Source organism: Caldithrix sp. (assembly GCF_056497305.1).
Window position 1 is genome coordinate 22,197 of the sequence record NZ_JBSMDE010000004.1, and the last position, 15,191, is coordinate 37,387.

The window sequence follows — 15,191 nt, forward strand, 5'->3', positions numbered from 1 at the left end:
ATTTTATTTGGAGAGACCATGAAAAGGACTTTCACGTGTGGAGAACTGGATGACGGCTATGTCGGCAAAACAGTGGTGTTAAATGGCTGGGTGAATAAATGGCGTGATCATGGAGGATTGATCTTCATTGATCTGCGGGATCGCTATGGAATCACGCAAATTGTCTTTAATCCGCAAACCAATTCCGAAGCGTACGAGCTGGCTAAATCTCTACGCAGTGAAGATGTCATTGCTGTGCAGGGCGTTGTGGCTGCCCGGCCGCCCGAAGCCGTTAATCCACGCATGAGAACTGGAAACATTGAGATTCACGTGGACCAGTTACAGATTCTCAATAAATCAAAAACCACGCCTTTCGAAATTAACGATCAGATTGAGGTGAGTGAAGATATCCGACTCAAGTATCGCTACCTTGATCTACGCCGGCCGCGCTTGCAACGGAATCTTATCGTCAGGAGCCAGGTGTACAAAATTGTGCGCAACTTTTTTTATGACGAAAATTTTGTGGAAATTGAAACCCCATTTTTAATGAAGAGCACTCCGGAAGGCGCGCGCGATTTTTTGGTACCCAGCCGAAATTTTCCGGGCCGATTTTACGCTTTACCTCAATCGCCGCAAACTTACAAACAGTTACTGATGATTGCCGGATTTGATCGCTACTTTCAGATTGTAAAATGTTTTCGCGATGAAGACCTGCGCCGCGACCGGCAGCCCGAATTCACGCAGATTGACGTCGAGCTCTCTTTTGTAGATGAAAATGATGTAATAGATGTTTCCAGTCGGCTGATTCAAAAACTTTTTAAAGATGTGCTGGATTATGACGTGGCGCTGCCCATTAAAAGAATGTCTTTTAAAGAAGCCTTTGAGACCTATGGCAACGATAAACCCGACCTTCGTTTTGGCTTCCCGATTGTTACCTTAAACTCTGTTTTTGCGCAATCTAATTTTAAAGTGTTCAGGAGTGCTATTGAGGAACAAGGGGTGGTCGCAGCCATTGCTGTGCAGCCGGCCGATCAGTTTTCCAGAAAAAAGATCGATCAACTTACAGAAAACGCCAAACATTTTGGGGCCAGGGGATTGGCCTACCTCATTTATGATAACCAACAATTTAAAGGCAGTGTGGCCAAGTTTTTGAGCGATGCTGAAAAAGAAAATTTAAAAAACATGCTCAGATTGGAAAACAATTCACTGGTGCTCATGGTGGCCGATGCCTACGAAACAACCTATTCCGTTCTGGGACAGCTCCGACTGATGCTGGCCCAGCAACTGAATGTAATCGACAAAGACAAATTTGAATTTGTCTGGATTGTTGACTTTCCCTTGCTGGAATGGAATGATGAGCAAAATCGCTACGTGGCGCGCCACCATCCATTCACAAGCCCCAAAATTGATCAACTGGAATTGTTAGAGAGCCAGCCGGAGAAGGCATTGGCCAGGGCCTACGACCTGGTTGTGAATGGAAATGAGATCGCCGGGGGAAGCATTCGTATTCATCAACGGGCATTGCAGGGAAAAATGTTCGAAGTCCTAAAAATCAGCAAACAGGAGGCCGAGGCAAAATTTGGCTTTTTACTGCAAGCCCTTGAATATGGCGCCCCGCCCCATGGCGGCATCGCTTTTGGACTCGATCGATTGGTAATGTTGCTCACCGGAGCGGAGTCGATCCGTGATGTGATTGCCTTTCCTAAAACCAGTTCAGCGCTTAGCCTTATGGATGGAGCCCCGTCTGAGGTTTCGGAAGAGCAGCTGGCTGAATTGCACATTAAAGTCAGGTAAAAATAGTAAAAACTTTGTGTTAATTTTGGTTTTAATCTTGACAAAAATAAATAATTTTGTTAGTTTCACACTATCAAAGAAATAGTTAAACGTTATTATCTAATCCAGGAGGCGTGTCGTATGAGCAAGTTGAGAATTTTTATGTTAGGGCTTGTAAGCGTTGCCATGTTAACGCTAACCAGCTGTAAATGGAAACCCAGCGAAGAACAAATCAAGACCTTAGAAGAGACCAAAGCAGCCGCTCTTTCTGCAGAAGAGACCTTGCAGAAGAAAAAAGCTGAGAGACAGGAATGGGAAAAGAAGGTGGCCGCTAAAAAAGCGGAACTGGAAAAACTGAAAAAAGACAAAGAAAACGTTCAAAATTTCCAAAAACCTGCTGAATAATCTACAATTTAATTGAGAATTAAAAAGGAGAACGTAGCTATGAAAATAAGATCGTTAGTCATTTTAAGTTTGTTCCTGTCGCTCATGTTGGCCAATGTTGCTTTGGCCCAATATTCCTATAATTACGAAGAGATGACCCAGGAACAATATAATGCCCTGTTGGCTGAGTGGCAGCAAAGGTTGGATACAGCTAAAAAGGGTATTGCTGACGAAGAAGCAAAAATTGAGCAGTTGAAAAAAGAATATGATGCTCTGCAAGCCGAGATTGATCAGACCTGGCAGGATATTTTTCAAATTGCCGAAGCGAATAAGGAAGCCTATGAGGCTTACAAGAGCAACCTGAATCAATTACGTGATGATACCAGAGCTTTCTTGAATCTTTCACCGGAAGAGATTTACAGTAAATCCGATGAATTAAAAGGCCTGGAAACCCGTCTGGAAGAACTGAAAAAGAATCCGTTTTCGGCCATGGCTGAACAGCAGGCGCTGATTAGTGAAATTGAAAGTTTAATCGAGCAGGCAAAAGAAAAAGCTAAAACCGCCGTGCCTCCTACCTATACCGTAATGAAAGGAGATTATCTGTGGAAAATCGCTGGTAAAGATGATATCTACGGTAATCCGATGGCCTGGTGGAGAATTTACACCTCAAACCTGGATCAAATCAAAAATCCGGATTTAATCTACCCGAATCAGGTGTTGGCCATACCGCGCGTAGTTGGCCCGAATGAACATCTGGTACAAAAAGGCGAATTCCTTTCCAAAATCGCCGGGTATCCCAATGTGTATGGCGATTCATTTAAGTGGCAGAAATTGTACGAAGCCAACAAATCCTTTATTTCGGATCCTAACCTGATCTATCCATTCCAGGTGTTAAAAATTGCACGCTAATTCTGATTTTACAGAGTGATCTTAAGGCTTCTGGAGAAACTCTTTCCGGAAGCCTTTTTTTTGTTGTTTGAGGGAAAAATGACCGAGGTTGTTGAAAAAATTTATAAAATACCCGATACCATTGATCCTTTAACCGTGGTTGGACAGCAAGATTCTAATCTTAAAATGCTTGAGGAACATTTCCAGGTCCGGTTGATTGCCCGGGGCAACAGCATTAAAATATTGGGGCCGGCCAACCAGGTAGAGACAGCCATCCATGTTCTGGAAGATTTGCTGGCTGCAGCTAAAAGAAAAAAAATATTTACATCCAATGATCTGCTGACATCCATTAAGATTGCTCAATCTTCACAACTACCCGCAGAAAGGGAGCGTGGCGAAGAGTCCTCTTTAGAATCTCCGGCAGCCATAGAGACGATCGATACCTTTTTAGGCTTCATCAAACCACGCACAGAAGGCCAGCGCCAGATGATGGAGGCATTGGAGCACAACGACATCATCTTTGCCGTAGGGCCGGCCGGTACCGGAAAAACCTATCTGGCTGTGGCACTGGCTGTCTCTTTTTTGAAAGACAATCTGGTTAAGAAAATTGTGCTGGCTCGCCCGGCGGTGGAGGCAGGGGAGAGCCTGGGGTATTTACCCGGCGACTACAAAGAAAAAATTGATCCCTACCTGAAGCCTTTGTACGATGCCCTGGAAGATATGTTACCCCGCGACCTGCTCAAACGTTTCATTGATCAACAAATCATTGAGATATTGCCGCTGGCCTATATGCGAGGCCGCACCTTGAACAATTCCTTTGTTATTTTAGATGAAGCGCAAAACACAACCTTCATGCAGATGAAGATGTTCCTTACCCGTCTGGGAGTCAATTCCAAGTGCATCATTACCGGCGATATTACACAGATTGATTTGCCTTCTAAGAAAGATTCCGGTCTGGTGAGCAGTTTTTATGTGCTTTCTGGAATTGAGGGCATTGCCTTTGTTAAATTAACCAATCGAGATGTTGTGCGCCATCCGCTGGTTAAAGATATCATCGATGCCTACGAACGGTATGATGAAAAGCAGAATTCTTAAGACACGTAGAACTACCTGTTCCCAAAGGACCAAAAGACTTTGCCATTTGTAATGGTGATTGGATGCTTCGGGAAAAATAAAATGGCGTCCCCACTTCTCTTTAAGCCTTTTAAGAATGCGTATGTTTCTTGCATGGCTTGAATAAAATCGTTAGATTATTATTTTATTGGATTTTACATGGGGGAGTTAAAATGTCAGATTTAAAAGAAGTGGTTATTGTTAGTGCAGCCAGAACCCCGGTTGGTAGCTTTGGCGGCGTATTTAAAGAGGTGCCCGCTACAAAACTGGGGAGCATCGCCATTAAGGCTGCTCTGGAAAGAGCAAACATTCCAGCGAATGAGGTTAATGAAGTGATCATGGGCAATGTTTTAACGGCTAATGAGGGGCAGGCTCCCGCACGCCAGGCTGCTCTTGGTGCCGGACTGGACACATCGGTTCAGTGCCTGACGATCAATAAAGTTTGCGGTTCTGGCTTAAAAGCCGTAATGCTGGCGGCTCAGGCCATAATGGTTGGTGATGCCGATGTGATAGTTGCTGGCGGCATGGAAAATATGACTCAGGTGCCTTATTATTTACCCCAGGCCCGCTATGGTTACAGAATGGGGCATGGCCAGTTAATTGATGGGATGATTAAAGATGGTTTGTGGGATGTGTACAACGATTTCCACATGGGCGATGCAGCTGAACTGTGTGCCAGGAAAAACAATATTAGCCGTCAGGAGCAGGATGAGTATGCGGTGATGAGCTACCGACGGGCTCTGAAAGCGCAGGAAGAAGGCTGGTTTGATGAGGAGATCGTTCCGGTAGAAGTCCCTCAAAAAAAGGGTGAGCCCATCGTTGTTTCGCAGGATGAAGAACCCGGTCGTGTAAAATTCGAAAAAATTCCACATCTGCGACCTGCTTTCCAGAAAGATGGGACCATCACGGCTGCCAATGCCTCTAAAATAAATGATGGGGCGGCCGCCGTTGTGGTCATGTCACTGGAAAAAGCCAATGAATTGGGCTTAAAGCCTATGGCGCGTATTCTTTCTCAGGCCTCTTTTGCCAAAAAACCGGAAGAGTTTCCTACCGCGCCAGCCGATTCCATTAGCAAAGCGCTGGAAAAGGCCGGGCTGAAAATACAAGATATTGATCTGTTTGAAATAAATGAGGCCTTTGCCGTCGTTGCAATCGTTAACAATCGTATTTTAAAATTGCCGGTGGAAAGAGTGAACGTACACGGCGGGGCCGTGGCCATCGGTCATCCCATTGGCGCCAGCGGGGCCCGGATTTTGACCACCTTGCTCTACGCCATGAAACAGCGTGCAGCAAAACGTGGGGTGGCTTCTTTGTGTATTGGTGGCGGCGAAGCCGCTACCCTGGTAGTGGAGACAATGTGAAAGGAATTTGACATGAAAAAAATAGCCGTTATTGGAGCCGGAACCATGGGTAACGGGATTGCCCATGTCTTTGCCCAGTTTGAATACGATGTAACTTTGATCGATATCGATCAACAAATATTAGAAAAAGCGCGGGGAACAATTGAAAAAAATTTGAACCGCCAGTTAAAAAAAGGCGTTATTACTCAAGATCAGTTAGAAGCCACTTTAAAGAGAATCAACGGCCAAACCGATCTTAAGGCCGCGGCCGATGCCGAACTGGTGGTGGAAGCCGTTATTGAAAATGATGAACTTAAAAAAGACATCTTTAAAAAACTGGACGGAATTTGTAAAACCGATACCATTCTGGCTTCCAACACTTCTTCTATTTCGATTACCGAATTGGCGGCGGTGACCAATCGTCCGGAGCGAGTGATCGGCATGCACTTTATGAATCCGGTGCCGGTCATGGAACTGGTGGAAATTATCCGTGGACTGGCCACCAGCGACGAAACGTTTCAAACCGTATTTGAGGTGGCCAAAACCTTAAACAAAACCCCGGTTGAAGTGAACGATTACCCGGGTTTTGTTAGCAACCGGGTGTTAATGCCCATGATCAACGAAGCCATCTACTGTTTGATGGAAGGTGTGGCCGATAAAGAAGCCATTGATACGGTCATGAAGCTGGGAATGAATCATCCCATGGGGCCGTTAACCCTGGCTGATTTTATCGGACTGGATGTGTGTTTGCACATTATGGAAGTGTTGTACAAAGGGCTGGGCGATCCCAAATATCGCCCCTGTCCTTTATTAAAAAAGATGGTGGCTGCTGACCACCTGGGCAGAAAAACTAAAAAAGGATTTTACACATACGAGTGAAAATGTCAAGAAGAAAAGAACGAGAGCTGGTATTCAAGGTCTTGTTCGCACATGAATTCAATTCCATTCCTCTTGAACAGCAGCTGGAATATCTGGCTGAAGAGCCGGAATACAAACCGCTCATTACGCCTTATGTGCGCCAGCTGGCCTCTTACTGCATTGAGAAGAAGGATGAGTTTGATGCCCGCATTAAACCCAAATTGATTAATTGGGATTTTGAGCGCGTTGCTATTGTAGATAAAATTCTACTGCGCATGGCTTTGGGAGAGTTCCTTTATTTTGAGGACATTCCACCCGAGGTAACGATCGATGAGATGATTGAATTGGGTAAAAAGTATGGCACCCCAAAAAGCGGCCGATTTATTAATGGGATGCTGGATGCCATCTTAAAAGAATTAAAGGCTGAAAAAAAGATTCGAAAGAGTGGCAGAGGTCTGATCAGCAAAATCAATTTGAATGGGACATAATGGCAATAGCGGTAATTTCAGATATTCATGGGAATTTAGAGGCTCTAACCAAAGCCATCGAATATATCAAAGAGCAGAATATCCAGGACATTTATTGTCTGGGCGATGTGGTAGGCTATGGCCCGAACCCTAATGAATGTATTGAGATCATTCGGCAGCAATGCAAGGTTGTGCTCATGGGCAATCACGATTACGCGGCTATCGGGCTGGCGCGCATTGAATATTTCAATGATTTTGCCAAAATGGCTACCTATTGGACCATGAACCAATTGAGTGAAGAAAACAAAGAATTCTTACGCAACCTGCCATTTATGTATCAAACCGACCGTTTTATCATGGTTCATGCCTCGCCGACCAATCCAGAGCACTGGTACTACATTTTAAACATTAACGATGCTCGCATCGAAATGCAGAGTTTTAAGCAGGCTGTTTGTTTTGTCGGACACTCGCACGTGCCCGTTATTTTTAATCAGCAAAACACCTACAAAAAAGACATAACCATTGAACCAAATCAGAAATATATCGTTAATGTAGGAAGCGTTGGACAGCCACGTGATGGAGATCCGCGCCTGAGTTTTGTTATCTTTGATCCTGAAAGCGGCGAAATTAAGAATGTGCGTCTGGAATACGAAGTGAACAAAACGTACGAAAAAATTATCAAAAGCGGATTGCCGCCATTTTTAGCGGAACGATTATTAAAGGGGTATTAAGGGAAAATGAATTTAATTACCAAAATCTTCGGCACCAAACACGAACGCGATGTTAAAAAGTTATGGCCGATCGTTGAACAAATTAACCACTATTTTGAACAGTTCAACCAATTAAGCGACGAAGAACTTCAGAAAAAAACAGAAGAATTTAAGGAACGATTGGCCGCAGGCGAAACCCTGGATGATATTCTGCCAGAAGCGTACGCTGCGGTAAAACAAGCCTGCAAACGCCTGTTAGGTAAAAAATGGCTGGTCGTTGGCCGTGAAATTACCTGGGACATGGTGCCCTTTGATGTACAGTTGATCGGCGCCATTGTGCTCCACCAGGGTAAAATTGCAGAAATGGCTACCGGCGAAGGAAAAACCCTGGTTGCTACCATGCCGCTTTACCTCAATGCTCTGGAAGGCAAAGGCGCCCATCTGGTAACGGTTAACGACTACCTGGCGCAGCGCGATGCCGAATGGATGGGAGAAGTGTACAAATTCTTAGGCCTGACGGTTGGAGTAATCTTAAACAATATGGATGCCCGTCAACGGCGCGAAGCCTACAATTGCGATATTACCTATGGCACCAACAATGAATTTGGCTTCGATTACCTGCGCGACAACATGGCCTCTTCACCCGATGAGATTGTGCAAATAAGGGGACACCATTACGCCATTGTGGATGAGGTGGATAGTGTGCTCATCGATGAAGCCCGGACACCGTTAATCATCAGTGGGCCGGTAAGCGGAGACAGTACCGCGCAACGTTACCGCGAGATGAAACCCTATGTGGAACGTCTGGTGTCTAGCCAGAACCGATTGGTGAACCGCATGATTATGGAAGCCGAACAGCTGTTGAAAGAAGGCAAAGAGCGTGAAGCGGGCGTGAAGCTGTTTATTGCCGAACGCGGCGCTCCAAAGCATAAGCGATTGCTCAAACTCTACCATGAAAAGGGCATCAAGACGCTGGTCCAGCAGGTGGAAAACGACTATTACCGCGACAAAGGCCAGAATAAAGTGTCTGATGAAACGTACTTCGGCGATCTGTATTACATTATTGACGAAAAAAACCATATCATTGATCTAACCGAAAAAGGACGGGCTGAATTGAACCCGGCAGATCCGGACATGTTCTTACTGCCGGACCTGGGCGAAGAGATCGCCAAAATTGAGAATGATGAGAGCCTCTCTTACGAAGAGAAGGTGCTTCGCAAAGAAGAAGTCCACAACCTGTACAGTGAACGCAGCGAGAAGTTGCAAAATATTTCTCAGCTTTTAAGAGCATACACCCTTTATGAAAAAGACCAGGAGTATGTGGTACAGGATGGCAAGGTGCAGATCGTCGATGAATTTACCGGTCGTATTCTACACGGGCGGCGCTATAGCGACGGATTGCATCAGGCCATAGAAGCCAAAGAAAATGTACAAATTGAAAAAGAGACGCAGACCCTGGCCACCATCACTTTGCAGAACTATTTCAGGATGTACGACAAACTGGCCGGTATGACGGGTACTGCCGAGACGGAAGCGGCTGAATTCTGGGAAATTTACAAACTGGATGTGGTGGTCATTCCCACCAATAAACCGGTGATCAGAAAAGATTATGACGATGTGGTCTATCGCAGCAAAAGAGAGAAATACAATGCCGTAATCGAAAAAATCATTGAAGAACGAGAAAAAGGACGACCGGTGCTGGTCGGTACCACCACGGTGGAAGTTTCTGAAATTTTAAGCCGAATGCTCAAACGACGCGGTATTCCACACAACGTTTTAAATGCCAAGCACCATGCACGCGAAGCGGAAATTATTGCGCACGCCGGCGAACCACGTGCTGTAACCATAGCCACCAACATGGCGGGGCGTGGAACCGACATTAAGTTGGGCGAAGGTGTGCGCGAAGTGGGCGGCCTGGCTATCATCGGTACAGAACGCCACGAATCCCGACGGATTGACCGTCAGCTGCGTGGCCGTGCCGGGCGACAGGGCGATCCCGGGAGCAGTATTTTCTTTTTAAGCCTGGAAGACGATCTAATGCGTTTGTTCGGCAGCGAACGTGTAGCTCGCATTATGGATCGCATGGGCGTTGAAGAGGGAGAGGTTATCACCCATCCTATGATCAGCCGCTCCATTGAAAAAGCCCAGAAGAAAGTCGAAGCTCAGAATTTCGCCATCCGTAAACGCTTGCTGGAATACGATGATGTGATGAATCAGCAGCGGGAAATCATTTACGATCGCCGGCGGGTAGCTCTGTTCCAGGAGGATACCCGCGAAGAGGTGGAGGCTATTCTTGATGAATTCATCGAGCACAAACTCGATTTGTACGCTCCTCCAAAAAGCCACCCGGAAGAGTGGGACCTCGATTCACTGGAACGGGAGGTGGGCAATGTGCTGAACATCTCTTTGTTACAGGTGCGCGAAAATCTTTACGATTACGATCAGGAACGCCTCCGTCAGTACATTAGAGACCAGGCTTTGAGGATTTACGAATTAAAAGAACAGCGAATTGGGCGCGAACGCATGTCGGTTCTCGAACGCTATTTTATTCTACGCGTCATCGATGAAAAATGGAAAGACCACCTCTACGATATGGATATGCTCAAGGAGGGCATTCACCTACGCGCCTACGGCCAGAAGGATCCGCTGATTGAGTACAAGCGCGAAGCCTTTATGATGTTCGAAAAGTTAATCCATGATATCAATGAAGAGACCCTGCACTGGTTGTGGAAGTTTCAGCTGGTTGAGGAACCGGTCAATCGCGCCGAAGCCCGAAAGCATCAACCCCAACGCATGCAATTGATTCATGAATCGGCCGATGGCATGGGCTTTAATTCTGCTGCGCCTGTAGGTGAGGAAACAGATATCCAGAAAGCGGGTAAACAGCGCTCCAATAAAAAGCAGCCCATCCGCGTGGGCGAAAAAATCGGTCCCAATGACCCCTGTCCCTGTGGAAGCGGTAAAAAGTACAAGAAATGCCATGGAGCAATGAAAAACTAATAGCTTCTTAAATGAATATTAAAGCTGGGATGGATCGCCAGTCAACATTCCCGGCTTTTTTTATGACTGATTGGCCAGTGGATTGTCTAAGGCCGCAGAGCCGCAACCTTTAAAAAACCGCAGAGAGCGCAAAGAAATTATTTGCCCTCACCCCCTCGATCCCCCTCTCCCAGAATAAATGTCTGGGAGAGGGGGAAGGTTTGTGTTGGAAAACTTTCCACCTGTGTTGTAGATTTCTTATCATGGCACCATACACGACCAAGGGGAATTTGGAATGTCGGCCCGATGCTTATTCAAAAATTCAACAATTCAACGGTTTTACTTCCTCACACAGCACAAAAATTTTCGCATCCCGCCATAGCGGGATAGACTTCTTTTGAAGGAAATATTTAAAATTGCTGAGAAAAGGCGCCTTCCTTTGTAAATTATATTGCTCAAAACACTATCCATCAACATTAAACCGATCGGTTACAGCCCCAGAAGCATTGAGGCCTATTCCTACCACGTTAAAAGTTAACAAAAATTACAGAATACCAATAAGACGATCAGCTCCAGTACCGGTATCAACTATCGGGGCGCGCGTGAGCGTAAATTGCTGTCTGGTTTTACATCTGCCCGAGAGTTAATACCTTAATTTGTAGAGGGCCATTTAATCGTCCTCAAAAGGTATACCGTTCAATTCACACCAGGCCACCGCTATGCGCTTCAATGCCCGCTCTTTGTAACCATACCACTCCTTCTCTATCCCATGGCGACGAATTGCTTCTTTGAACATCCGAAAAGCACCTCTACCTCTCAACGCGTACTGCAGCTCCTCACTGATCTGATCATCTTCAACCTGAAGGGCAAACTGATTCATGATCTGCCATTCGTGAATCTCAAACTTCGTTGGTAGCTGTACATAGTTACCTTCTTCATCCTCCAGAATCGCCCGCGCTGTCTTAATGTTATCGTGTTGCCATTTAGGATAGTCCTCCAGAGACTCGTCGCTCTCTGCTGCCGAGAATTCTTCTTCGCTGATTGTCACAATTGCCCCGGTCTTGCGGTTGAGATATGACGAAAACTCATCCATTTGTGATTCCATCCCTTCAATTAGGGCGCTTAGTTTTACTGGCTTTTGCATTTTCCCTTGATTCCTCCTTTCCTATCTTGTAAAATGATTAAGTCATCCGGATTGGCCACGCGCCAAAGAACGTTCATTGGCGCGGCGATTTTCTCACTGGCCGATTCATGACCACGCCCGTCCCCGAAAATCGGGATTTCCGTTATGTTCCAACCGGTGGCAAGACGGGCATGGCAAATTGCCTGTTGAACGTTTTGTTGGGCAAACAAAATTTAATTTTATCTCATTTTTTTGATAAACTTTTTAATCCTTTCTCAACTCTTTCTGCTAATTTAATAGCGATTTGTAAGGGATATCTTTCTTGTTCGCAAGAAATTTTAATTCTTCAATTAAAGATTCAGGAACACGAAGAGAAATGGTTTTTAAAGACTGCTTTAAATTCATCATAATTCTTATCTGTAATCGATATCGACAATAGTTTTAATACCTTGTGAATAGAGAGTGGGTTTGAAATCAAAATGGTTTTCAAATTTGCTGCTATCGAAGATATAATCCCGATCATATTGGTAAAGCATTTCTACCATTTCTCTCATTACCGAATTAAAAAGACCAATTATGCGTAACATAAATTTTGAAACAATTTGATATCTGAGTTCTACTCCCATCTCTTTAGCAATTGCTTCAATCCATTCCTTTCCTGTTAATGGATTTGAAGCTGTGGGCAGATGCCAAACTTGATTATAGGCTTCCGGTGTATTTCCTAATAAGGCTGTAGCCTTTCCGGCATCCGGTGTGTAAGTAAAAGAATGTTTGTAATTTATGGATGAGAACCAAAACGCTTTTTTACCCTTACTGAAATTATTAAAGACCGCTTCGGTTAATACACTTGTATTTTTAATCGAAGGACCATAAAAATCTGCAGACCGAGCGATCAGAGCTTGAAGATTTCCCTTTTTCACCTCATCCGTTATCATTTTAGCTATTCGACTTCTTACAAGACCTTTTCTGCTCACAGGATTTATTGGAGTATCTTCCGTCATATGATACAGATGGTTTGGATCATACATATAGATATTATCAAAAAAAACAAGTTTAGAATTTTCATGCTTACATGCCGTGATCACATTTTTCATTATTCTCGGCCATATTCTTTCCCATAACTTAGTATTATAAGGCAAGCCTACTGTTAAATAAACAATTTCCGAACCTTTTACTGCTTTCAATACATCTTCAGGTTTTGTTAAGTCTGCAGAAAGCAATTGATCACTTGGATTAACGGCTTTGGGATTTCGGCTTACCAAACGAATGTGACTCGTAAATTCTTTCAATGCTTTCGCAAGCTCGATGCCTATAGCTCCACCTGATCCAAGTATTGTTTGCATGGGATGTTTCTCCATTGATTAATTTATTTATTTCATTACCCAATAAACAAGGTTTAGCCGCACGCGCAGCAAAGTGAGTGGAGCGTGTCGCCAACAACCCTTGTTGGATTGTCCTGTATTTTATGAAACAATCTGAATAATGTACTTGCCATAAGGAGAAAGTTGTGCAGGTTTGCCTTTAATTACGATGACGACGGCTGCAACCATAACCATTGTACTCATCATAGAGACGACTTCTGCTGAAACAACGAGTCCTAAGATATTGACTACATTCCAGGTTGTGTGCCAAAGGATCACCATTAACGTGTTCCCCCCTGTGCTATTATATAGAAAAGTAAGCCAGATTGCACCGGCGAATAAGCCTATAAAAAAACCAATGATTTGGCCTATGCCAAATTCGAATCTATAGAAAAACATTGGAATATGCCAGATAGCCCAAAACACCGATAAGATGAACGTTGCCCATAACGCGCTACGTCCTTGTTGCAATCTTGGCAGGGCATACCCCCGCCAGCCCGCTTCTTCACCAATCCCGTAAGCAACCGCTGACAGCAACGAGCCCCCTACCCACACCAGGGTAGCATGTTCACCCGATGCCAACTTTCCAAAGTCTGGCCAGGAGTTCCCGAAAATACGCAAGATGATCATAGAAAGTATGAATAGAACAAAAGGAGTAAATGTAGATATCGTAAACCAAACAATGCCTACCTTCCACCGTGCCATACGCTCAAGAAATTCCGAAATACCAGCTTTTGAATCGGCAATTGCCGTAACTATTAATGCAGCACCGATCGGCCCCAATGCTCCCAGGAAATGCCAGTGCTCTGATATTCTAAAGTGAAGAAGATTCTGCGCAGAAAGAGCAAGCGGCAGTATAAATATCCATGTTATTAGAAAGGCCAGAACAAAGTAGGCCAAAAGGGAATGTTTCTTGATCCAGTTTGAGAGTTGAAAAGTCATTCTAACTCCTTTCAACAATTTCTTGCACAATTTGGTCAGCCAATCCTTTTACCTCGCAGGCGGGGGATAATCTGACAAAGGTTTGGCGACGGACGCACATTCAAAAGGTGAGCCTGCGGATATTTATTAAATAGCGTCCGGTGCGATGCCCATTTGTTATAAGCTTCTAACGATTTTTAATGACTAAACCTATTTTGCTTTGAGCATTCAATTCTATCCCAGGTAAAATATCATCAGCAGTGAATGGTTTACCATCAGGGCCGACTCCAAGTAAGTAATAGTGCTCATTATCAAGTAATCTGGGTTTTCCTCCCAGTCTTTTATCAGTCGGGTCAAAGACAGTTACTAATGAATTTTCTGGCAAGGATTTCTTAAGTTCCTCAAGTGATTCTGGATACTTTCCGTTTTGTACTTTGTAGAACTCTATGGCCTGAACTAATGATGTTAATGTTGTTTCTGCCAGCTCTTCCCTTAAATGGTCGTAAACCCCACCCCGCTGTACAAAACCGAAGTAAAATAGGGCAGAGTAGAGAATAGTAGTAAAAACAATTCCTCCACCACCAATCAACGCAAGCTTCCTTCCGCCTGTTTTTTTGGTTGATAGCCCCCAAATAATGGCAACTAAGCCGAAAAAAACACCTAACAGTGGTATAAAAGAAATACCGCCTTTAACGAATGGAAAGGCCTCCAATTTTTCTTGCTGCTCATTCATGACAAAAACTCCTTATGGCTTAGAAACGACCTCCGCTATAGAGCGCTGCAAAATAGCGAACTGCTGGAGCGATTTGTTGGACTATTCAGCAAAACAACAGTATCAACCTTTAAACGGGTGGGTTCCAGCCCCAGAAGCATTGAGGACTGTTCTTACCACGTTAAAAGTTAACAAAAATTCCAGAATACCCGCAAAATAAGACGATCAGGTCCAGTACCGATATTTACTCGGCGGCTTGGTAAACAGAATCTAGAATGGCTTCAGGATGTTTTTCAGCCACCATCAACAATACTCGAGCAGGTCCCTCCGGCTTCCTTCTTCCCTGTTCCCAATTGCGCAAAGTAGCTGTACTGATTCCAAGAAGCTGAGCAAATTTATTTTGCGATAATCCATACTTGTGCCGGATATACTTTACATCTGTATTTTTAAATTCACACGACCGGCTGGCTTTTCGTTCTCCACGGAGTATTTCACCGCCTTGTTTTATACTTTCCAATAATTCCTGAAATAATTTATCATTCATTTTAATTCTCCTTCTACTATTTCTTTTAATAATTTCAAT

General features: G+C 44.4%; 14 protein-coding genes and 1 pseudogene. 9 read left to right on the top strand and 6 right to left on the bottom strand.

Going from position 1 to position 15,191, the window contains the following annotated elements:
* Positions 1-18 precede the first annotated feature (18 nt).
* The 9 genes from aspS (at position 19) to secA (ending at position 10,512) form a co-directional block, all read left to right on the top strand.
* Positions 19-1,773 (top strand): aspartate--tRNA ligase, encoded by a 1,755-nt coding sequence (gene aspS, locus ACWB0I_RS00390; protein ID WP_479386043.1) that lies wholly within the window; start codon positions 19-21, stop codon positions 1,771-1,773.
* Between the two features lie 120 nt (positions 1,774-1,893).
* A complete protein-coding gene (locus tag ACWB0I_RS00395) occupies positions 1,894-2,157 on the top strand; it encodes a hypothetical protein (protein WP_479386044.1) in 264 nt (87 codons plus the stop codon).
* 39 nt (positions 2,158-2,196) lie between these two features.
* On the top strand, positions 2,197-3,045 hold the full coding sequence (locus ACWB0I_RS00400; RefSeq protein ID WP_479386045.1) for a LysM peptidoglycan-binding domain-containing protein: 849 nt from the start codon (positions 2,197-2,199) through the stop codon (positions 3,043-3,045).
* A gap of 78 nt (positions 3,046-3,123) precedes the next feature.
* A complete protein-coding gene (locus ACWB0I_RS00405; RefSeq protein ID WP_479386046.1) occupies positions 3,124-4,119 on the top strand; it encodes a PhoH family protein in 996 nt (331 codons plus the stop codon).
* Positions 4,120-4,310: 191 nt separating this feature from the next.
* Positions 4,311-5,498, top strand: coding sequence for a thiolase family protein (locus tag ACWB0I_RS00410; RefSeq protein WP_479386047.1), 1,188 nt, complete (start codon positions 4,311-4,313; stop codon positions 5,496-5,498).
* A 12-nt stretch (positions 5,499-5,510) separates the two neighbouring features.
* On the top strand, positions 5,511-6,356 hold the full coding sequence (locus tag ACWB0I_RS00415; RefSeq protein WP_479386048.1) for a 3-hydroxybutyryl-CoA dehydrogenase: 846 nt from the start codon (positions 5,511-5,513) through the stop codon (positions 6,354-6,356).
* 2 nt (positions 6,357-6,358) lie between these two features.
* A complete protein-coding gene (nusB, locus tag ACWB0I_RS00420) occupies positions 6,359-6,823 on the top strand; it encodes a transcription antitermination factor NusB (RefSeq protein WP_479386049.1) in 465 nt (154 codons plus the stop codon).
* Positions 6,823-7,533, top strand: coding sequence for a metallophosphoesterase family protein (locus ACWB0I_RS00425; RefSeq protein ID WP_479386050.1), 711 nt, complete (start codon positions 6,823-6,825; stop codon positions 7,531-7,533). Before nusB ends, ACWB0I_RS00425 begins: the two co-directional genes overlap by 1 nt.
* A gap of 6 nt (positions 7,534-7,539) precedes the next feature.
* Positions 7,540-10,512 (top strand): preprotein translocase subunit SecA, encoded by a 2,973-nt coding sequence (secA, locus tag ACWB0I_RS00430; protein WP_479386051.1) that lies wholly within the window; start codon positions 7,540-7,542, stop codon positions 10,510-10,512.
* A gap of 649 nt (positions 10,513-11,161) precedes the next feature.
* Here secA and ACWB0I_RS00435 read toward each other — a convergent pair.
* The 6 genes and pseudogenes from ACWB0I_RS00435 to nadS form a co-directional block, all read right to left on the bottom strand.
* Positions 11,162-11,635 (bottom strand): UPF0158 family protein, encoded by a 474-nt coding sequence (locus ACWB0I_RS00435; protein WP_479386052.1) that lies wholly within the window; start codon positions 11,633-11,635, stop codon positions 11,162-11,164.
* Positions 11,636-11,902: 267 nt separating this feature from the next.
* A pseudogene (locus ACWB0I_RS00440) lies at positions 11,903-12,016 on the bottom strand (CopG family antitoxin); the annotation flags it as partial.
* 11 nt (positions 12,017-12,027) lie between these two features.
* On the bottom strand, positions 12,028-12,957 hold the full coding sequence (locus ACWB0I_RS00445) for an NAD-dependent epimerase/dehydratase family protein (RefSeq protein WP_479386053.1): 930 nt from the start codon (positions 12,955-12,957) through the stop codon (positions 12,028-12,030).
* Between the two features lie 120 nt (positions 12,958-13,077).
* On the bottom strand, positions 13,078-13,917 hold the full coding sequence (locus ACWB0I_RS00450; RefSeq protein ID WP_479386054.1) for a CPBP family intramembrane glutamic endopeptidase: 840 nt from the start codon (positions 13,915-13,917) through the stop codon (positions 13,078-13,080).
* A 166-nt stretch (positions 13,918-14,083) separates the two neighbouring features.
* Positions 14,084-14,629: a type II secretion system protein GspG gene (locus tag ACWB0I_RS00455; RefSeq protein WP_479386055.1), complete on the bottom strand. Its 546-nt coding sequence runs from the start codon at positions 14,627-14,629 to the stop codon at positions 14,084-14,086.
* 223 nt (positions 14,630-14,852) lie between these two features.
* Positions 14,853-15,152 carry a NadS family protein gene (nadS, locus tag ACWB0I_RS00460; RefSeq protein ID WP_479386056.1) on the bottom strand — a complete coding sequence of 100 codons (300 nt, stop codon included), beginning with the start codon at positions 15,150-15,152 and terminating at the stop codon, positions 14,853-14,855.
* Positions 15,153-15,191: the final 39 nt, after the last annotated feature.